The sequence below is a fragment of the Rhizorhapis suberifaciens genome, from assembly GCF_014200045.1.
GTDB classification, from domain to species: Bacteria; Pseudomonadota; Alphaproteobacteria; order Sphingomonadales; family Sphingomonadaceae; genus Rhizorhapis; species Rhizorhapis suberifaciens.
Window position 1 is genome coordinate 142,174 of sequence record NZ_JACHOV010000007.1, and the last position, 20,248, is coordinate 162,421.

Genomic DNA, 20,248 nt, shown 5'->3' on the forward strand with positions numbered 1-20,248 from the left:
CGGCAATCTGTTACGGCAGCGTCGTAAGCTCCAGCCGCTCCACTGGATCGGCCAGGGTGATGCCGTCCAGAATCGCCGCCGTCTCGTCACGGACTTTCAACATGATCTGGTGGAGCTTGCATTCTTCCTCTGGGACGCAATTCTCACACCGTTCATGCGCAAAACGGCTGGCGCAGGGTACCAGAGCTAATGATCCGCGCGTGATACGTATGATATCGCCGTAACGAATGTCCACGGGCGGCAGCAGCAGCCAATATCCGCCATCTCGTCCACGTTGCGTGCCCACCAGCCCTTCGCGCGCCATTTCCGACAATATGACGGTCAGGAATTTCGCGGGAATATTTTGCGCCTCGGCAATTTCCTTCAGCTGAACAGGGCCTTGGCCGTAGCGATTTGCGAGGAATTGCAGCGCCCGCAGCGCATATCGGGTCCGTTGGGAGAGCATATCTCCATTATTATGGTAGAAAATGGCAATGTCATGGCATTTCGGCATTTTTTTGGAAAAATCTCGCGCCACCGGACAACGAAAATGGCACGAAGCTAGAAGACCTTGCTCAGTCCGACCGAGCCGTAAGCGCGCGCCTTACGTCCTTCCTGAAAGCTCGCCCCGGCTCCAAGCTGGAGGTCCATATTCCTGGCTACTGACGCCGCCAGGAACGCACCAGCAATCTTCTTCGAATAAGTGGGATTGCCCATGATACCCCCTTCAACGCCGATGCGATATTTCTGCCCCTCCAACTTCCGCCCAAGCTGCAAACGACCCTCATAGGCTCCATCAAAAGGCCCCACGGACCCCACCCAGCCAAGTCGCCATGTCCGCCCATCAAGAGCGCCGTCTGTTTGCAGGCCGACATCCCAGCGGGAACCCTGCCGTTTGTTGCCAGGGTCATTCGGCGACAGATCCGTGTAGGTGTAACGAGGACCTGCCGATATATTTGCCCAACCCCATGAGCCCGAAAGCTGATATACGATCGCCGTCTCAGCCCCGACATATTTGGCGTCGATTTCGGTGGCGGCAACATCATAGCTGTAGGTGCCGCCATTGACGCTGCCGCGCAACGCGAACCCTTTGCCCAGGCGCGCTTTCGGAAATGCCTTTATGACGCCTGCATAGGCGGATTCCGATTCACTGATCGTGCCCCCCGCGAACCACACACCCGTCAACGTCTCGGCTTGTACGGGCAGGGTCTGAACAGATGCAACGATCGCGGCCACGATCAGCGCCGCTTTTCCAAACTTCGTCATTTGTCGATCCATGCGGGCTCTCTGTGGAAAAGGGTGGGAATGTCATGGGTATCGGCAAGCAAAGCCATCTGCACGGGCGAGCCGCCGACGCTATACTGGCGGAAACCGGCCAGCTGGAGATCGTCAGCCGCGTCATGGCCGTCGACACGCAGTTTCAGATGTGAGGTCCCTGGCAATCCGGCATAGGAAAGCACGCGGTATACTCCGTCTTCATTGCGGACAAGGCAAACCGATCCTGGCCTTCCGGGGGTCGCCAGATGACCCAATTCCCACGTCTGTTCAATAACTTGACTGTTCCTTCGTGAAAAGGGCCGGATTGAGCGCCATGTCCTTTTGCGCGTTTCCGCCCAACCGTTCACGTCCCATTGCAAGGAATTGCCATACAGACATGCGTTAAGCGCATCGGCCGCCGCCGTATTGGACCAGCCGAACTGAAGGCCCAGCATCTCATTCTGGTTGCAGGCCATGTCCGTCCTTCTGGCAATCCTGCCTTGGAACGGCACCGGACCGGAGGGGAGAAGCAATTCGCCCGCCACCATGTCTCCGCGCGCCTGCCCCTTGCGGACCTCCAGGCTCATACCCAGCGAAGATACGTCCTGGGCTATGCAGTAGCGTGACTTTATGCGACCGGCCCCATCCCGTGTGGATATCCGCGCCATGAGAGGAATCGGGAAGCGGTGTTCCGACCGTCTTTGATGCAGCCTTCCCATCGCAAAGCCGAGAGCCTTGATAGCCAGCGCCGAACTGGTGGCCACCCAGAAGAGGTTGGCGATGAATGCGCCCGTTGGCATGTAAGGATGGTCATGAAATCGCAAGGCGCCAATCATCATCGACAAAATGCCGGCGGCAGCGATCATCATCTGCGGCCATAGGCTGACCGGCAGTCGCGTGTCGCCGCGCAAGCCCTTCGGAGTGACTGAGAATTGCCATTTAATCGGCAAGACCAGCGCCATCGTCGCCTTCATGAAAGTTGCAAAGCGCAGGAAATTATATTCCTCAGTCCATACCGTTTTGGCATAGCCGCGGCTGAAGATCTCGTTCACGATCATGCCGGAAAGCAGCCAGGTCGCAAAGATCAGTATGAATTGCCATCCCGTCCAGATGATCGGCATCTTGCCGGTCACCAGCACGATGATGGGCAGGCTATAGACGATCGCCTTCTGCCATCCCTCGAAATAGGTAATGGTCGAGGTAAGATATGCTATCCGCTGCACCAGAGTGAGACGGCCCCGAAAAAGGATGCCTTCCTTGGCCCACACCTGCATCGCGCCCCGGCCCCAACGAAGGCGCTGGGTGGAATATTGCTCAAGATTGGCGGGCGACAGGCCAAAGGCCAACGCCTCGGCATGATAGACCGCCGACCAGCCATTCTTATGCAGGCGGAGGGAGGTGTGCATGTCCTCCGTAATCGTACCGGTTGCAAAGCCGCCAATGTCTTCCAGCGCCCGACGGCGGATAACCGCGCAGCTGCCGCAGAAGAAGGTCGCATTCCAGCGGTCCTTGCCCGGCTGAATGGCCCGATAGAACAGCGTCTGTTCATGCCAGGCCTCCTTGGATCCCGCAGAACCGCGATGCTGAAAGGAGTCCACATTGTAGAAGTCCTGCGGCGTCTGCACGAACGCCACGGAGGGATCCATGAAATAGCCAAGCGTTCGTTCCAGAAAATCGGGCGAAGGCGCATGGTCGCAGTCAAAAATTGCCACAAACGGCGCGTCGGACAAGGTCAGGGCATTATTGAGATTGCCTGCCTTGGCATGTGATCGGTCGGTCCGGGCGACATATTTGACCTGTAGTTCGCGCGCCAAAGCCTCCATTTCGGGCCGGCAACCGTCATCCAGCAACCAGATCGCACGGGCATGCGCAACTTGCTTTGCCGCCAGCATCGTGCAGCGGAGTATTTCCACTGACTCATTCCAGGTCGTGATAAAAATATCCGCTTCATAGCCGGGGGGCGGGGACGGCGCATGGCGCTCCACCAGCGTCCATGTCGAAAAGACATGAAGTATCAAGGTGAAGACGCCGAACAGCTCCGCCAGGAGCAGGAGGCTCGCGAGCACAGGCGCTTCCGGATTCCACAGGGGAAGGCGGTAGGCAAAATAGAATATCGACGTCGCCAGGAATGTCCCGAACGCCACCATTCCAAGGGGTTTTATGCGGTGCAGCTTGATAACCCCCGCGCCCGCCAATTTGGCGGCGCGGCGGTCCCACTGCCACGCCGTTCCGCGCGGAGCTTCGTACATGCCGATGCCTTTGGTAGTTTTGGTCCTTCAGGCATCTTCGCGAAAAATGGTTAATATAGATTTAGATGGCCCCCTGGTATAAATACCTAAGAAACCATGTTTTTTTAGCCTCGCGCCCAGTCAAGCCGCGCGGTTTTGAAGAGCCTTTTGCCTGCGCCTCTGCACGGAAGAACCAATGCCCATGGCTTCACGATATTTGGCGACCGTGCGGCGGGCAATATCAAAGCCCTTCTCGCGCAGCATATCCACCAGCGTGTCGTCGGACAGGATTTTACGGGGATTCTCTGCAGCGATCAGCGCCTTGATATGGCTCTTGACTGCTTCGGCTGAAACCGCCTCCCCGCCCTCGCTGCTCTGAATGCCGCTGGTAAAGAAATATTTCAGTTCATACAGACCACGAGCGCACGACAGATATTTGTTGCTGGTCACCCGGCTGACCGTGGATTCGTGCATTTCGATGGCGTCGGCCACCATGCGCAGCGTCAGCGGCCTTAGATGTGCGACCCCATGACGGAAAAAGTCTTCCTGCTGCTTCACTATTTCGCTCGCGACCTTGATGATCGTGCGTTGCCGCTGGTCAAGCGCCTTGATCAGCCAATTGGCGCTCGCGAGGCAATCGGCCAGCCAAGCCTTGGAATTCCTGTCGCGCTGGCCGTTTGCCAGCTCCACATAATAGCTGCGGTTCACGAGCAAGCGCGGAAGGGTTGAGCTGTTGATTTCAATCCCCCAACCGTCGCCGCGCTCCAATACGAAAATGTCCGGAACCACCGCCTGGCTGACGTCCGACCCATATTGCAGACCCGGCTTGGGATCATAGCTGCGCAGCTCGCGGATCATGTCCGCCAAATCTTCGTCATCGACGCCGCAGATGCGCTTCAACTGGGGTAGCGCCCCCCGCCCCACCAGTTCCAGATTATCGATCAGGCGGGCCATGGCGGGATCATAGCGATCCGCCTCTTTCGCCTGCAGCGCAATGCACTCGGCCAGCGATCGGGCTCCGACACCAGTGGGATCGAACGTCTGGATTACCGCCAGCACCTCTTCCACCTCTTGCAGGGGGGCATTCAATCGATAGGCAGTTTCCAGAAGGTTGGCCTCCAGATAGCCGGCCTCATCGATCTGCCCGATCAGCTGCGTCGCGATCACCATTCGGTGACCGGACAGCGCCGATCCGGCCTGCGCCAGAAGATGTTCGTGCAACGAAATGTCCGGCGCCGAAAAGCTGTCGAAATCCGGCCCCTCTTCACCAAAGCCGCCGCTGCCATGATCGCCGCTACCTAGCCCCAGGCCGCGTTCCGAGGGGGTCGGCATGTCGGCGGCGCTGTCACCACCAAAAGCGGAACTGTCATATTCCACGTCCAGGGGATTGTCCGTGTCGCCATGGCCGCCCTCCAGCAACAGGTCGGTCGATGCCGTTTCGGGCATTTCCGGACGATTTTCCGACGGATCGGCCGGAGGAGAGACTTCTGCCTGTTCAGGGCTCTCCCCGGCGTCGAGCAGTGGATTTTTCTCCAGCTCCTCGGCGATATAGGCCTCGATCTCCAGGTTCGACAGCGCAAGCAGACGGATCGCCTGCTGCAGTTGCGGCGTCATCACCAGCGACTGGCTTTGCCGCAGGTCGAGACGCGGGGCCAGCGCCATTATCGTCGCTCCAGCACTTTACAGATGGTGGCCCCCCCGATCATCTTACAGCTCGAAACCTTCGCCCAGATACAGGCGGCGCACATCCTCATTGGCGACCAGCGCCTGCGGACTGCCCGCGAACAGCACCTTGCCGTCATAGATGATGCAGGCGCGATCCACGATGTCGAGCGTTTCCCGAACGTTATGATCGGTAATCAGGACGCCAATCCCGCGTTCTTTCAACTGGCAGACCAGATCGCGAATGTCCGCGATTGAAATGGGATCGATCCCGGCAAAAGGCTCATCCAGCAGCATGATTGAGGGGCTCGCCGCCAGCGCGCGGGCGATTTCGCACCGCCGCCGCTCGCCGCCCGACAGCGCCATGGCGGAGGCGGAACGAAGGCGGGTCAGACCGAATTCGCCGAGCAATTCCTCCAGCCGCTCCTCGCGCGCCTGTCGGTCAGGTTCGGCTAGTTCAAGCACCGCCATGATGTTCTGCTCAACCGTCATGCCGCGGAAAATCGACGTTTCCTGAGGAAGATAACCCAAGCCTAATATTGCCCGGCGGTACATGGGCAGCGGCGTGATGTCGTCTCCGTCCAGCAGGATGCGCCCCGAATCAGGCTTCACCAATCCCATGATGGAATAGAAGCAGGTCGTCTTGCCCGCGCCATTCGGGCCCAGCAGGCCGACAACCTCGCCCTTCGCCACCGAGAGCGATACATCGCTCAGTACCGCCCGCTTGTCGTAGCTTTTGGCGATCGACACGACGGACAGACCGCTGGTCTGTGCCTGTACGGTGAGGGCAGCATCTGGCCTGTCAATGATGCCGATATCATTCATTTGCGGTCCTTGTCAGTCCCCTTGCTGGCATAGAGGCCATTAACCATGCGTAAACGAGAGGCTCTGGTCTAGCCGATTTGGCAAGCTTTGTGCATGGGGAAAGCGGCAAGGCGTTAAAAACTTTGCAGAACGGTTGGAAAATGGGGTGAATTCAATCCCAAACCGCCCGCGTCTTCATTGCTGGTCCAGCCAGTTCCGCAACAGCCAATGGGCCACGGCCATTGGCGGCGGCGCTCCAAAAGGCGCTCCCTCTTCCTCCGCCAGCGCCGCACGTACCCCCGCAGCATCGACCCACATGGCGTCCTCAATTTCCGTGCGGTCCAGCGTCAGCGCGGGGTCATCGGTTTGTCCGATGCACGCAATCATCAGGGAAGAGGGAAAGGGCCAAGGCTGGCTCATGACATAGCGCACGTTGTGAACACGAATGCCCGCCTCCTCCCATAATTCGCGGGCGACGGCTTCCTCGATTGTCTCACCCGGCTCGACAAAGCCTGCCAGCGCCGAATAGCGGCCCGCCGGAAAGCGTGGCTGCCGCCCTACCAATATCTTTCCGTCATGTTCGGCCAACATGATCGTAACAGGATCGACTCGTGGGAAATGCATTGCCTCACAACCGGGACAGCTACGTGACCATCCCGCTTTCACGGCCCTTGTCGGAGTTCCGCAATTCGCGCAGAAACCATGGCGCTTGTGCCAGTCGAGGAGGCTACGCGCGCAACCGTAAAGCGCCAGGGCGTCAGGGCTCAGCAACGGCGCCAATTCCCATATCCGGGGGGCATAAGTGGCGGCATCCGGCACATCTCCGGAAAGTCGGGCAAACGCCGGCCCCTGTTCATCCACGCCCAGCAGAATCAGGTCCTCGGCCTCCACTGCGGCCGGAAGCGAAGTCCATACCAGCCGTCCATCATCATCCAAGGTAGGATCGAGACCGTCCAGCACCAGCAAGCGCGCCCTTGGATCCCCCAGCGCCTCCGTCAGCCGCTCCGGATCCGTCCGCACCTGATCGGCACGGTCCAGCACTCCGCCCACAAATCCCGGCTTCAGCCCATTGTTCATGAAATATCCTTGTCGAGTACCGCCTTTGCGGCCTTTGCGAATAGCGTCGGCAAACCTGCCGCGCCAATGTCCTCGACTGGCCACCATTCCCCGCTCTGGCCAAGCACGCAATCCCTTTCGGCATGCAGCCATTCGACCTGCAGGTTAAGCGCAAAATGCGTGAAAACGTGCGAAACGGACCGTTGAAGACGGCTCCACTTGCCTTGCACCGGCGGGAGATAGGCAGGTTCTCCGCTCCAATCCGACGTTGGCAGCGCCCGCATGCCACCCAATAGTCCCTTGCCCGGGCGTCGCACCAGCCAGACATGATTGTCATTCTGAAGCCACCATACATAGCCCGCCCGTTCCGGCCGCGGCTTTTTCCTTATCTTGACGGGATAGGCGGACGGATCGGCCTTGCCCATGCACTCCTCATTCAACGGACAGTAGGAGCATAGCGGATTGCGCACTGAACACACCGTTGCACCCAAGTCCATCATTGCCTGTGCAAAGTCGCCAGCCCGCACGTCGGGCGTGATCCGCTCGGCCGCGTTGTGAACTTCGGGCCGTCCTTGCGGCAATGGCGTGTCGATGGCAAAAAGCCTTGCCACGACGCGTTCGACATTGGCATCGATCACGACAGCCCGTTGCCCGAAAGCGATGGCCGATATGGCAGCCGCGGTATAGGCTCCGATGCCCGGCAGTTTCAACAATTCGGCCTCGTTGGACGGGAACCGCCCTCCATATTCCCGCACCACGGTCCGGGCGCAGGCCAGAAGGTTCCGCGCCCGCGCATAATAGCCAAGACCCGCCCAGGCGGCCATCAGCTCCCCCTCATCGGCGTTGGAGAGCGCGGTCACATCGGTCCAGCGGTCGGTGAATTTCTCGAAATAAGGCCTTACCGCCGCGACGGTGGTCTGCTGCAACATGATTTCCGACAACCAGACACGATAGGGGTCCGGCGCGTTGCTGCCGGGCGCGGCTCGCCAGGGCAGCTTCCGGGCGTGCCGGTCATAATGCGCCAGAAGCTTTGATGCGATCCATGTCATCTCCAGCCCCGCCCTACGCGGCAAGGAGGAAAAAAGAAATTGCATATCAACCCATCGACCAACATCCTCCCGCTATGCCATGATAGTCGTCATGACGAAGCGCCCAGCAAAGACTCCAAAGGAAGAAGAGCGCCCGCGCGGCGGCCCCGCCCGCAATATAGCGGATATTGTGCCCAATATCGGCCGCGCCGCCTTTCGCCGTTTCGGTTTCGTGCAGAGCAGCATCGTCACCCGCTGGGGCGATATCGTCGGCAGCAAATATGCAGAGGTTTCTGCTCCCGAATCAATCCGCTTCCCCGTCGGGCAGAAATCGGATGGCACGCTGAACCTTATCGTCGCCAGCGGCTTTGCTCCAATGATGCAGCATGTCCTTCCGGAAATTATGGAGCGCGTGAACCGCTTCTTTGGCTATAGCGCGGTCGCGAAGGTCGCCATGCGCCAAGGCATAATTGAGCGACGCGAACCCGAACGCCGCCCGCCGCCTCGCATGCTGAAGCCGGTTCCGATAGACTTGGGCGAAGGGCTGCGCGGCATCGGCGACCCCGAATTGCGTTCGGTGCTCGAGTCGCTTGCGCAAGGGCTTGCCAATTCCAGCGGCCCTCCCAAAATTAGCTGACCTAACTGCTCCAGGACATTATGAAGCTATTAAATTTCGCCGCGCTGGCACTCACCCTATCCGCCTCCCCAGCCCTCGCGCAAAAAGTGGACTGGACGAAGCGTACGTCCATGTCCGCCATTGGCGGCTATGTCATCGGCAATCCGGATGCGAAGACCAGGCTGGTCGAATATATCAGCTACACCTGCAGCCATTGCGCCGATTTCACCAACAAGGCGGAGGCCCCGCTGAAGGTGAACTGGATTTCCAAAGGCGCTCTCAATGTAGAGGTCCGCAATGCGGTAAGGGACCGCTTCGACCTTACCGCCGCGCTCCTCGCCCGCTGCGGCGGTCCGACGAAATTCTTCGGCAATCACCACGCGCTTTTCGCAAATTATGCCGCCTGGATGAAGCAGGTCACCGCCTATGACGCGAAGGAACGTCCCCCTGTAACCATCGACGAGGCCATTGATGACATCGCATCCAGCACCGGGCTCTATGCCCTGATGCGGAAAAGGGGCTTCAAGCAAGCGCAGCTCAAGACCTGCCTTGCTGACACAACCGCGCGTGAAAAGGTGCTGGCGATGACGCAAGAGGCCTGGGAAGGCATCAAGATCGGTGGAACGCCCAGTTTCGTGGTCAACGGCCGCGTACTGCCCGAAGTCCATGAGTGGCAGGGGCTGGAAGCCGCATTGCCGCCCGCACGCAACTGAAGTAGATGCATCAAAACCGAAGAAGAAATCGCCGGAGCCTGCTTACCTCATGAACAAAATAACCCTAATGTCCTCGCTGGCCCTTGCCCTTGCGCTCACCGCCTGTGGCGACAAGGACACCGCTTCTGAAGGCATGCCGAGCGGCAAACCGATTGCTGCGGTTCCCGCTCCTGCGGGGACCAATTGGGCCGACACCGTAAAAGCAACGGCTGACGGCGGCTTCATCATGGGCAACCCGAACGCCCCTATAAAAATAGTGGAATTTGCTTCCCTGACCTGCAGTCACTGCGCCGAATTCGCTGAAAAGGGCTTCCCAACGCTGCGCGATAAATATGTGAACAGCGGCAAGATAAGCTTCGAAATGCGCAACTACATCCGCGATCCGCTCGACATGACGGCATCGCTGCTCGCCCGCTGCGGCGGCGCAGAGCCCTTCTTCCCGCTTTCAGACGAACTTTTTGGCTATCAGGCGACCCTATTCGAAAAGGCGCAGGGGCTGGGCGAGGCGGGGTACAAGGCCGCACTTGAGTCCCCTGCCAATGAGCGCTTCGTGAAGCTGGGCCAATCCACCGGCCTCGTGGAGTTCGTCATGCAGCGCGGCGTCAGCGAGGATCAGGCAAAACAATGCCTGTCCGACAGTAAGTCGGCCGAAAAGCTGGCGGAAAATGTCCAAAAGGCAGGGGCGACATACCAGATTGAGGGAACGCCGACCTTTCTAATGAACGGACAAAAGCTCGACAACGTCTCAAGCTGGCCCGCCCTTGAGGCAAAGCTCCGCGAAGCAGGGGCGTGATTGCTTAGGGGGGGCGAAAAAATGCTCCCCAACAGGGGGAGGCGGGCCGCGCCAAGTTCCCTCGGGGGGCTGCGGCGCGGCTGCATGGAGCAGGTCCCATGCAGATAAAACGGCTCAAGCTTGCCGGTTTCAAGAGCTTCGTCGATCCGGCGGAACTTCGCATAGAAGCCGGTCTTACCGGCATTGTTGGCCCCAATGGCTGCGGCAAGTCGAACTTGCTGGAAGCCATTCGCTGGGTCATGGGCGAATCGAGCGCCAAATCCATGCGGGGCGGCGGCATGGAAGATGTGATCTTCGCAGGGACAACCACTCGTCCACAGCGCGATTTTGCCGAAGTTTCGATCCTCGCCGAACGTGAACAGCATGAACTGACCGGATCGGTCCCCGTGGGTGAGGATGGCGAGCTAGAGATCATGCGCCGCATCGAACGCGGGGCAGGCAGCGCTTATCGCGCCAACGGCCGCGACGTCCGCGCCAAGGACGTCGCCCTCATTTTCGCCGATGCCGCGACCGGCGCGCACAGCCCCGCCCTCGTCAGCCAGGGCAAAATTGCCGCCGTAATCGCTGCCAAGCCAAATGAACGCCGCATGATGCTGGAGGAAGCCGCCGGTATCGCAGGGCTCCACGTCCGCCGGAAGGATGCCGAACAGAAGCTGCGCGCGACCGAAGCCAATCTCGCCCGCCTCGACGACATTCTTGCGGACATGGACAATCGTGGAAATTCGCTGCGTCGTCAGGCGAAGGCAGCCGAGCGCTATAGCCGCCTTACCGACCAGATCCGCGTCGCTGAGGCTCGCTTGATCTACGCCCGCTGGCGCGACGCAGCAACCGCCGCTGAAGCCGCTCGAGCCGAAGCCAAGCGAGCCGAAGCGCTGGTCGTCCAGGCTCAGGAGTCCCAGCAGGCCACCGCCGCATATCAGAATGAGGCGGTGAAGCAGCTAGCCATCCGCCGCAGCGAAGCGCAAAAGGCGCGCGATGTCGCAAATGAAGCCGGGCACAAACTTTCGGCGCTTAGAAGCGAGGAAGCGTCCATTCTCCAGCGCCTCACTGACCTCGACGCTCAGACTGTACGGCTGGAAGAGGACAAGGCCCGCGAGGGCTCTCTGGCCCATGATGCGGCCGAAGCGATTGAGCGCCTGACCGCCGAAGCCGAGCAGATCGCCACTCGCGTCAAGCAAACCGAAGCCATACGCCCAGACTTCGACGCGCGCATTGCCCAGGCTGAGAGCGCAGCCCGAAATGCCGAACTCGACCTTGCCAAGGCGATGGCGAAACAAGCGAGCGAGCAAGCCGAACTGCGTGTGGCCCAGGCTGCCCTAAACGCCGCCCAAGCTGGCCTCGACCGAACGAGACGCGATGTTCAACGGCTGGAACAAGAACTTGCCGGCCTTCCCGAACCCAAGCCCCTGGAAGCCGCGCGAGACGCTGCGCTTGCCCTTCAAAACCAGGCCCGAATCGAACGGGAACGGGCGGAAACTGCCATTGCGGAGGCTGAAAGCGAACGCTTCATTGCCGCGGAATCCCGTAGCATAGCCGAATCGGCCCTCTCCACCGCCAAGGCTGCCCTAGCCGCGCTGGACAGCGAAGCGGCCGCGCTCCGAAAAGCCGTCGACAGCGAGGCAGGCCGCAATCGCGCGCTGGACCGGATCAAGGCTGCGCCTGGTTATGAACGCGCCCTGGCTGCGGCTCTTGGCGATGATCTGGAGGCCGCCATTGGCCCTGAAGGCAAGCGCCATTGGCTGGGCGCATCCCCCCTGAAAGGCGATCCCGCCCTTCCCGCCGGATGCAGTCCGCTTGCAAGCCATGTCATTGCACCTGTCGAACTGGCGCGCCGGCTGACGCAGATTGCCGTAGCTGAGCTAGACAAAGGCCAACCCCTCGCCGTGGGCCAGCGCCTCGCCACGCTCGACGGCAAGCTCCGCCGCTGGGACGGCTATGTCGCAACGGAGGGAGGCGCGGCTGCCGCCGAACGTCTGATCCGCCTCAATCGCCTTGAAGCCATCGAAGCGGCGCGGCCGGCAATCACAGCAGAGGTGGAAGCTGCCGCCGCTGGCCTCGCCGCCGCCGGAGCAGCCGCACAGGCCGCGAGCGAGAGATTGACCGGAGGACGCACCGCTTTATCACGCGCTGATCAGATGCTGCGCGATGCCCTCCGCTCCGAAGATGATGCAACCGGAAAGCTCGACCGCCTGAAAGGCCGCCGCGACGAACTTGGCGTTCGCCTGGCCGAGGTTCAGACCGATCACTCTACGGCGCAAGCAGAATTCGAAGCCGCCCGGAGCGCTCGGGCCAGCCTCCCTGATGGCAGCGAAACCGCGGAGCTGGTCGCCACGCTCAAGCAATCGAGGGAAGAGGCCCGGCGCTCGGTCAGCCAGTTACAGGCCGAACAGGCCATAACCGATCGATCGCTTGGCGCTGACCGCGATCGCCTGACCGCTGCTCAGTCCGAGGTCCGCACCTGGCGCGCCCGCGCGGGCGAAGCGGCGCGGCGCATGGAAGACATGGCTAAACGCGCCGCCCAAATTGCGGAACAGCGCGACGCCCTTGACGGCAAGCCGGAAGCGGTCGCCCGCTCCATCCGTCAACTGGACGAAAGCAGCCACGCCCTGATGGAGGCCGCCGAAGCGCAACAGGCGGCCGAACGAGGCGCGGAAGAAGCCCTTTGCCAAGCCGAGGCGAAACATGCTCAGGCAGGCGAAGCACTGGCCGCTGCCCGCGAAGCCCGGGCGGGAGCCGTTGCTCGCGCCGAAAATCAGGAGCAGCGCCGCATCGAAATGGGCCGCATCTCCGGCGAGCGCTTCGAATGCCCCGCCCCAGTCCTTCCCGAAAAGCTCGGCTTCGAGAGCGCCGATGTGAACGACGCGAGCGAGGAATCCGATGCACTCGACAAGCTGACCCAGGACCGCGAGCGCATTGGTCCTGTCAATCTCGTCGCCGCGCAGGAACTGGCGGAACTGGAGGCGGAGCAGGCCAAAAGCCGCGCCGAAAGTGAGGAACTCACCCAGGCCATTCACCGGCTGCGCGGCTCCATCGGCAGTCTCAACCGCGAAGGCCGGACGCGTCTTCTCGCGGCGTTCGAAGCAGTGGATGGACATTTCCAGCGCCTCTTCACCGCGCTGTTCAATGGGGGCCAGGCGCATCTTAAATTGATCGACAGCGACGATCCGCTGGAGGCGGGGCTTGAAATCATGGCCCAGCCGCCCGGCAAGAAGCTCGCCTCCCTCACCCTCCTGTCGGGCGGAGAGCAGGCATTGACCGCCGTGGCCCTTATTTTCGGCCTGTTTCTCACCAATCCGGCGCCCATCTGCGTTCTGGACGAGGTTGACGCACCGCTGGACGACGCCAATGTCGAGCGCTTTTGCGACCTGCTCGACCAGATGGTTCAAGACACCCGCACCCGCTACCTTATCGTCACTCATAACGCGGTCACGATGAGCCGGATGCATCGTCTGTTCGGCGTCACCATGATCGAAAAGGGGGTCAGCCGCCTGGTGTCCGTGGACTTAGGCGGGGCGGAACAGTTGCTGGCGGCGGAGTAAAGTTACACTTCAACGCAGGCGGTGATGCACCTCCTCATAACTGACACCCTGGCCCAAAGCTCAGAACCGCATTTTTTCCACCGATGAAGAATTTCGTCCCCGCCGGTACATTGAGTTCGCACGACTTCACCGTCACGCTTTTGACGTCCGGTTCAATATAGAGCACCGGCGCGGTGGTAGTGGACGATGCAACCAGCTTGTCGATCACCACTGCGGCCCCCGTGTTTACCCACACATGCGCCGCCTCTGCGTTCACCAGCGGTGTGCCGCTATAGATCGTTCCGGCGGTGACGGTCGCCCAAAGCCGGTAATTGCGCTTGTTGCGCTCGGCATGAGTGTCATTCAGGACCGTGTTGCTGGATTTCAGGTCAAAGCCCGCGTCGCTGTTGTCATTCGACGTCACTCGCTCGATCAGGAGGCTGTTGACGGGCCGTTCGGTCGCGATACCGTCACCATTGGTGTAGGCGCCTGGCACGGTAACCATCTGAAATCCGCTGATATAGCCATCGGAAATCGTGATGTTGCTGCCTTCATAGAGCGCAATTCCGATGGGAAGCTCCGGCGACACCTGTTGCTGCGCACGCATACGGATGTTGAAATTACTGATTGCGACCTGGTTCACGTCCCCGCGCAGGCGGATGCCCTCGCGCTGTAACTCGACCGCTTCGAAATCCTTGACGGTCAGGTTCCGGATGATCGCCCCGGTTTCCGTATACAGCCCATATTTTGCGCCTTCGATCCGCACCGGCCCAACGGTCGCACCTTCCACCGTGCCCTTGATACGAATGGCGACGCCCCCGACCATCTGAATGAGGGCGGTGGCCCAACTGTTGAAGGATTTCAGCAGCGTTTCCGTGGTAACTGCGGTGGTGGTGCTGGTCGTGGAAGTAGTTGCCATCAGCTGCGTGGTAGTGGCAGCGCCGGAGGTCGGCACAAGAGCAAGGGTCGCCGTTTCCAACGTAAAGGGGCTCGATTCTGGGGAAGCCTGATGCGACTCGACACCGGCCCAGGCCACAAAGGCTGGAATAGATGCTGCTATGAATAAAGACGACATATGCTTTCCAAAAGCCATCATGTTGAAATCCCCGCCAATAAACTTGAAGTTTAGATCGGGAATCAACGATCATTTACATGTCGTAACGACTTTTCAGCCGCCGATTTTCTCGATCTACCCGAGAACAAACTTGGATGAATTTGGATAAGTTAAAGTTAATGCGTAAATTCAATAAGTTATTATGGCATTCGGCTTGCTTGCATTCTTTTCCCGAGTCAGGCCGTTCCCACCACCACACAGGCCAGGAACATCAGCAGCCCCGCAAAACGGTTGGAACGGAACTTGACCAGCGGGTCCTCCCCGTCCTCACTCAGCGTTCGGACCTGCCAGGCAAAATGCAGCGCCACTGGCAAGAGCGCGGCGAGCGCCAACCCTTGGGGCCGCACCTGCCAGATCGCGGCCGCCCAGAACAACAGCGCACCGGCATAGAACATGCCCACGCCGGGACGCACCAGCCGTCCCATCCGGAGCGCACTCGACTTGATGCCGATCAGCGCGTCATCCTCCTTGTCCTGCAGTGCATAGATGCTGTCATAGCCAATGACCCAGCAGATACATCCGGCGTAAAGTGTCAGTCCCGGAGGCGTAAGAGCGCCTGTCACTTCGCTCCAGCCCACAAGCGCAGCCCAGCTGAACACCAATCCCAGCCAGGCCTGTGGCCACCAGGTGATCCGTTTCATGAAGGGATAAGCCGCAACCGGCGCAAGGCTCGCCAGCGCCACGACCGCCGCATAGGGCGAAAGCTGCACCAGCACGATAAGGCCGATAAGGCACAACGCCAGCAGCCAAGCCCAAGCCGCCTTTAGCGCGACCGCGCCGCTCGCCAATGGCCGGCTGCGCGTCCGCTCCACTTTGGCATCCAGGTCACGGTCGACGACATCATTATAGACGCAGCCCGCACCCCGCATCGCGATACTGCCGAGAAGCAGCCACAGGATCAGGTCCCAGCGCGCCAGGGCGCCACCCGCCAGCGCCACTGCCCATGCGCCAGGCCAGAATAGCAGCCACCAGCCGATCGGCCGATCGAACCGGGCCAGCGACGCAAAGGGACGAAAACCACGCGGCAGGATGGCGAGCAGTCCTCGGGCTTCAGTGTCCGGGACTATAGCATCGCCTTGTTTAGCCTTCTGCATGCCTTATACCTGCTCCCGCTTACTCCCGAGCCTCTCAGGCCCTACCGCCTTTCGCTGCTTCCCGAAAGGCAGATGGCCTCAATAAGCTCAGCCTGAATGGAAAAGAAGAAGATCGATGCCCGCAACTCCAGCATGGCCTCCAAAAAGCGCACCGCGCCTTTACGTCGATGCTCCGCTTGCCGACGGCGTGTCCGTAGCTTTGGACGGCAATCCCGCGCATTATCTGATTTCCGTCATGCGGGTAAAGGAAGGCGACATAGTCCTCCTCTTCGATAATCGCAGCGGCGAATGGGCGGCAGAGGCCCGAAACATTCGCAAACGCGATCTTTCGCTCAATGTCCTGCAACAGACTCGCCCGCTTGAAACCGTGCCGGATTTCTGGCTGTGCGCCGCTCCCATCAAAAAGGGGCGCATCGATCTTGTCGCCGAAAAGGCCTGCGAATTGGGCGTCGCGAAACTACAGCCGGTGCTCACGCGTAGAGCGGTGGTGGACAAGCTCAATTCATCTCGTTTGCAGGCGCATCTGGTCGAGGCCGCCGAGCAATGCGGACGCACTGCGCTTCCGCAGCTCGCGGAGATGGTGAAGCTTTCCGACTTGTTGCGGCAATGGCCGCAAGGCCGCCACCTTTTCTTCGCCGACGAACAAGGGGGCACGCCGATGGCCGAGGCGCTGGCTGATCGAAAAGGTCCCGCCGCCTTTCTCATAGGCCCTGAAGGCGGCTTCGACGAAGAAGAACGCGCAGCAATCCGGGCTCATCCCGCCGCCGTGGCGGTAACTCTGGGTCCCCGCATACTGCGTGCCGAAACGGCGGCTATCGCTGCGACATCCATCTGGATGGCACAATCGGGCGACTGGTGAAGCGCCGGATTTGGTTATTAAATTATGCTAACTGTACCGGTTCCGAATGGAACTTTTATATTGGCGGATAAGGGGCAAGCCGTTAAAGGCCCAACATGAGCACGCGCACAGAATCTGGTGGGACTGATCCTGTCATCGAAACCCGCGACCAACTGGTCGCCCTGTTCGCGAGCGGCGAAAAATCCCCGGAAAAGTGGAGAATCGGCACCGAGCACGAAAAGTTCGTATATGCACGGAAGGATCACCACGCCCCCTCCTATGAAGAGAAGGGCGGCATTCATACATTATTGGTCGGCCTCACTCGCTATGGCTGGAGTCCGGTTCTGGAAGGCGAGAATATCATCGCGCTTTCAGGCCCTGACGGCACGATCAGCCTTGAACCCGCTGGCCAGTTGGAACTTTCCGGAGCACCACTCGACAATCTGCATCAGACCTGCGCAGAAACCGGCCGTCACCTGGAACAGGTGAAATATGTCGGGGACATGCTGGGGCTGGGCTTTTTGGGTCTGGGGATGTGGCCTGACAAGACCCGCGAAGAGCTGCCGGTGATGCCCAAGGGCCGCTATGACATCATGCTCCGCCATATGCCCCGCGTCGGGTCGATGGGCCTCGACATGATGCTGCGTACCTGCACCATACAGGTAAATTTGGATTATTGCAGCGAAGCGATGATGGCGAAGATGTTTCGCACCTCTCTTGCGCTTCAACCGTTGGCGACGGCTCTGTTCGCCAACAGCCCCTTCATGGAGGGCAAGCCCAATGGGTTCCTTTCCTACCGCAGTCATATCTGGTCCGACACCGATCCACATCGCACCGGGATGCTGCCCTTTGTTTTTGAGGATGGCTTCGGTTACGAACGCTATGCTGACTATGCCCTAGATGTGCCGATGTACTTCGTTTATCGGGACGGCAAATATATCGACGCTGCCGGCCAGAGCTTTCGCGACTTTCTGAAAGGCGAGCTTCCCGCCCTGCCCGGTGAACGCCCCCGCCTCAGCGATTGGACCGATCACTTGTCCACCGCTTTTCCGGAGGTGCGCCTGAAGACCTTCCTCGAAATGCGCGGCGCAGATGGTGGGCCTTGGAGCCGTATCTGTGCGCTTCCCGCTTTCTGGGTCGGCCTCCTATATAATCACGCTGCGCTGGACGCCGCATGGGATGTAGTCAAAGGCTGGAGCATGGAAGAACGCCAGTCATTGCGCGACAACGTCCCGCGCCTGGCTCTCGACGCGCCCATTCCGGGTGGTCGCACTCTCAGGCACATTGCTGGAGAGATACTGGGAATTTCTGCCGGCGGCCTTGCCGCCCGCGCGCGCCTCAACGGGTCGGGCGACAATGAAACCGGCTATCTCGATTCCTTGCAGGAGATTGTCGCTTCCGGCAAAGTTCCCGCAGAGCGCTTGCTCGACCATTATCACGGCGCATGGCAAGGCGATGTCAGCAAGGTCTATGAGGAAGAGAGCTTTTGAAAGGCCGTGCTCCTGCGCGAACACCGGTCCTAAAACTTTTCCAGAGCATCGAGCGTTTAGCCTGACACGAACGGGGATGATCTCATTTAAGGCGCAACGCTTTATTCCGCCGCCTGTAGTTCCCCAGCAGCTCTTTTCTTGCCTCCCGTCATCCAGGCGATTGCCCTCGGCACGACGCCATTCCGCTCCATCCACTCGGCGTAGGCGCGATAATCCGGATCCGACAGCAAATGCCGCTCCTCGGTCCGTGCGCGCCAGTAATAGACGCCCCCCACCACCCCCAGCAGCGCTGTGTTCCGAACCATGTCGGTCAGACTCCCATTGCTCACCAGAAAGGGCAAGGTCGACAACCACCAGAACAGGTTCTTGGACAGATAGGCAGGATGCTTGCTCCACCGATAGGGCCCGTGCGTCAAAATTCCGCGATGGGTAAGGTTTGAAAAGCGCAGACCGAATGCCACAGTGGCCCAGGCGTAGATCGCCGTCAGCGCCACAAGTACCCCGCCCAGCATCCACAGGATGAGGGGGTGCCCCGCAAACCACCAGGCCCAATCCTGCGTCCCCGAATGATAATCAAGCGGCCCGCCATTGTTCATGAGAACGAAGGGTGGATAGCAGATAAGCGCCGCCACCCAACCGGCGATATGCGGATTTGCCGTCCTTATATGTGCGTCGAGGGGCTTCATGGTCAGCATATAGCCCACGGTCGCGAAGGCGACGTCCACGACGAACATCAGCGCGATCAGGAACCGCGCCAGTTCAACTGGCCCCGCCAGTACATTGCCGAAGCCGGCATGCACCATATCGGCAAAGTTTCCCGGCACGATCGATAGCATGAAGGCCAGGAAGAACCCCTTCACCAGCCAACTGCGCAAATGGTTCTCCACCTCCGCACGCTCCGGTTTTCCTGCCGCTCCCACGACCAATTGTCCAAAAGCATAGGTGCCATCTCGCGGCTCGATCATGTGACGGTCCAACCAGATCACATAGGGAATGGACAGCCCGAACAGCCATGGCGCAGCGCCTGCGAACATCTCCATCGCGAACAGATAGCCGCCATCCCAGTACCAGCGCGCCAAGCAATAGAGGATCGCCAGCCCCGCCCAAGTCGCCCATAGCCCGGCGAGCTTCACCAAGCTTATGTCCAGAGTCTCCCGAAGCGGCCTCCGCGCCTTCCAGTCAATTCCCGTGGAGGGCCGCAAATGCACCTTGTCTACTAACAGCGACCAAAGCACCATCGGCATGCCACAGGCAAACACGCCAGCCATCCCGGCATAGGGCCCGTCCATTCCCAAATGAAGCGCAAAGGCTATCCAGAGCATCAGGCCGATAAGGCCCACCACACCTGCACCATGGCTTACGGCGGATGGCGGGCAAGCGGCGGATTCATTCGGTGGTGTCACGTCCATGATGTCGCCCTTAACGGAAAAGGGTAAGCAAGCGGTGAAAAGCCGTCGACCTCGTGGCGAATGCGCGCAAGTTAGTCGAAAGTGGGAGCGCAATTTCCCTGTCCGGCCATCAATAATCTGTTCAACCTCGGCATTCAATAATGCTAATTTGTGAAGGCTCGCTGCCGATTTTCAGGATTATCCATGCGCTTGTTTCTTATCAGCCTCGCCCTACTTGCTGCGTGCAGCGCGGACAAACCCGCCGACAAAGAGCCGCAGCGCATTATGGACGAAAGCGGGACCATCCTGCTCACCATCCATTCGGGCGCCAAAGTTCACCGCTTCCAAGTGGAACTCGCCCGCACCCCTGACGAGCAGGCGAAAGGCCTCATGTTCCGCAAACAATTGCCCCCCATGGGCGGCATGCTCTTCCCATTCGATCCGCCTCAGGTTGCAAGTTTCTGGATGAAGAACACAGTCATTCCGCTCGACATGATCTTCATCAGGCCGGACGGCACCATCGCTCATATCGCCGCCAATGCCGAGCCTTATTCCCTCACTCCCGTGTCGGCTGGCCAGATGAACAGCGCCGTGCTTGAAATCGCCGGAGGACGCGCCGCCGAATTGGGCATCAAGGAAGACGACAAGGTTAGGTGGACTGCCCGTTGAC

Annotated in this window: 17 protein-coding genes; 7 read left to right on the forward strand and 10 right to left on the reverse strand. The window is 60.1% G+C overall.

What is annotated here, in order from left to right:
* Positions 1 to 10: 10 nt before the first annotated feature.
* From HNQ99_RS10450 to HNQ99_RS10480, 7 genes are all read right to left on the reverse strand, one after another.
* The gene (locus HNQ99_RS10450) at positions 11 to 445 is read right to left on the reverse strand and encodes an RrF2 family transcriptional regulator (protein WP_184475655.1); all 435 of its coding nucleotides are present in this window, start codon (positions 443 to 445) and stop codon (positions 11 to 13) included.
* A gap of 95 nt (positions 446 to 540) precedes the next feature.
* The gene (gene bcsS / locus HNQ99_RS10455) at positions 541 to 1,245 is read right to left on the reverse strand and encodes a cellulose biosynthesis protein BcsS (protein ID WP_184475593.1); all 705 of its coding nucleotides are present in this window, start codon (positions 1,243 to 1,245) and stop codon (positions 541 to 543) included.
* Positions 1,242 to 3,485, reverse strand: coding sequence for a glycosyltransferase (locus tag HNQ99_RS10460; protein WP_184475594.1), 2,244 nt, complete (start codon positions 3,483 to 3,485; stop codon positions 1,242 to 1,244). The genes bcsS and HNQ99_RS10460 overlap by 4 nt, the downstream gene beginning before the upstream one ends.
* Positions 3,486 to 3,605: 120 nt before the next feature.
* Entirely contained in the window at positions 3,606 to 5,126 is a 1,521-nt protein-coding gene (gene rpoN, locus HNQ99_RS10465; protein ID WP_184475595.1) for an RNA polymerase factor sigma-54, read from the reverse strand.
* 45 nt (positions 5,127 to 5,171) lie between these two features.
* On the reverse strand, positions 5,172 to 5,951 hold the full coding sequence (gene lptB / locus HNQ99_RS10470; RefSeq protein WP_184475596.1) for an LPS export ABC transporter ATP-binding protein: 780 nt from the start codon (positions 5,949 to 5,951) through the stop codon (positions 5,172 to 5,174).
* Between the two features lie 174 nt (positions 5,952 to 6,125).
* Complete coding sequence (nudC, locus tag HNQ99_RS10475; RefSeq protein WP_184475597.1) at positions 6,126 to 7,007, reverse strand: NAD(+) diphosphatase; 882 nt, start codon at positions 7,005 to 7,007, stop codon at positions 6,126 to 6,128.
* The gene (locus HNQ99_RS10480; RefSeq protein WP_184475598.1) at positions 7,004 to 8,035 is read right to left on the reverse strand and encodes an A/G-specific adenine glycosylase; all 1,032 of its coding nucleotides are present in this window, start codon (positions 8,033 to 8,035) and stop codon (positions 7,004 to 7,006) included. The genes nudC and HNQ99_RS10480 overlap by 4 nt, the downstream gene beginning before the upstream one ends.
* 91 nt (positions 8,036 to 8,126) lie before the next feature.
* Between HNQ99_RS10480 and HNQ99_RS10485 the strand changes: the two genes are divergently transcribed.
* The 4 genes from HNQ99_RS10485 (at position 8,127) to HNQ99_RS10500 (ending at position 13,675) form a co-directional block, all read left to right on the forward strand.
* Positions 8,127 to 8,651 (forward strand): DUF721 domain-containing protein, encoded by a 525-nt coding sequence (locus tag HNQ99_RS10485; RefSeq protein ID WP_184475599.1) that lies wholly within the window; start codon positions 8,127 to 8,129, stop codon positions 8,649 to 8,651.
* 20 nt (positions 8,652 to 8,671) lie between these two features.
* Entirely contained in the window at positions 8,672 to 9,343 is a 672-nt protein-coding gene (locus HNQ99_RS10490) for a DsbA family protein (RefSeq protein ID WP_221232656.1), read from the forward strand.
* 49 nt (positions 9,344 to 9,392) lie between these two features.
* Positions 9,393 to 10,136, forward strand: a complete 744-nt coding sequence (locus HNQ99_RS10495) for a DsbA family protein (protein ID WP_184475600.1) — start codon at positions 9,393 to 9,395, stop codon at positions 10,134 to 10,136.
* A 98-nt stretch (positions 10,137 to 10,234) separates the two neighbouring features.
* A complete protein-coding gene (locus HNQ99_RS10500) occupies positions 10,235 to 13,675 on the forward strand; it encodes a chromosome segregation SMC family protein (protein ID WP_184475601.1) in 3,441 nt (1,146 codons plus the stop codon).
* A gap of 34 nt (positions 13,676 to 13,709) precedes the next feature.
* Here HNQ99_RS10500 and HNQ99_RS10505 read toward each other — a convergent pair whose 3' ends face one another.
* Positions 13,710 to 14,729, reverse strand: coding sequence for a right-handed parallel beta-helix repeat-containing protein (locus HNQ99_RS10505; RefSeq protein ID WP_184475602.1), 1,020 nt, complete (start codon positions 14,727 to 14,729; stop codon positions 13,710 to 13,712).
* 215 nt (positions 14,730 to 14,944) lie between these two features.
* Positions 14,945 to 15,862: a 4-hydroxybenzoate octaprenyltransferase gene (gene ubiA, locus HNQ99_RS10510; RefSeq protein WP_184475603.1), complete on the reverse strand. Its 918-nt coding sequence runs from the start codon at positions 15,860 to 15,862 to the stop codon at positions 14,945 to 14,947.
* 115 nt (positions 15,863 to 15,977) lie between these two features.
* On the opposite strand from ubiA, the gene HNQ99_RS10515 reads away from it, so the two are divergent.
* Both HNQ99_RS10515 and HNQ99_RS10520 read left to right on the forward strand, forming a co-directional pair.
* Positions 15,978 to 16,721 (forward strand): 16S rRNA (uracil(1498)-N(3))-methyltransferase, encoded by a 744-nt coding sequence (locus tag HNQ99_RS10515; RefSeq protein WP_184475604.1) that lies wholly within the window; start codon positions 15,978 to 15,980, stop codon positions 16,719 to 16,721.
* 95 nt (positions 16,722 to 16,816) lie between these two features.
* Positions 16,817 to 18,190 (forward strand): glutamate--cysteine ligase, encoded by a 1,374-nt coding sequence (locus tag HNQ99_RS10520; protein WP_184475605.1) that lies wholly within the window; start codon positions 16,817 to 16,819, stop codon positions 18,188 to 18,190.
* A 101-nt stretch (positions 18,191 to 18,291) separates the two neighbouring features.
* On the opposite strand, the gene HNQ99_RS10525 is transcribed toward HNQ99_RS10520, so the two are convergent.
* Complete coding sequence (locus tag HNQ99_RS10525; protein WP_184475606.1) at positions 18,292 to 19,599, reverse strand: methyltransferase family protein; 1,308 nt, start codon at positions 19,597 to 19,599, stop codon at positions 18,292 to 18,294.
* Between the two features lie 183 nt (positions 19,600 to 19,782).
* Between HNQ99_RS10525 and HNQ99_RS10530 the strand changes: the two genes are divergently transcribed.
* Positions 19,783 to 20,247, forward strand: coding sequence for a DUF192 domain-containing protein (locus tag HNQ99_RS10530; protein ID WP_184475607.1), 465 nt, complete (start codon positions 19,783 to 19,785; stop codon positions 20,245 to 20,247).
* The last annotated feature ends 1 nt before the right edge of the window (position 20,248 follow it).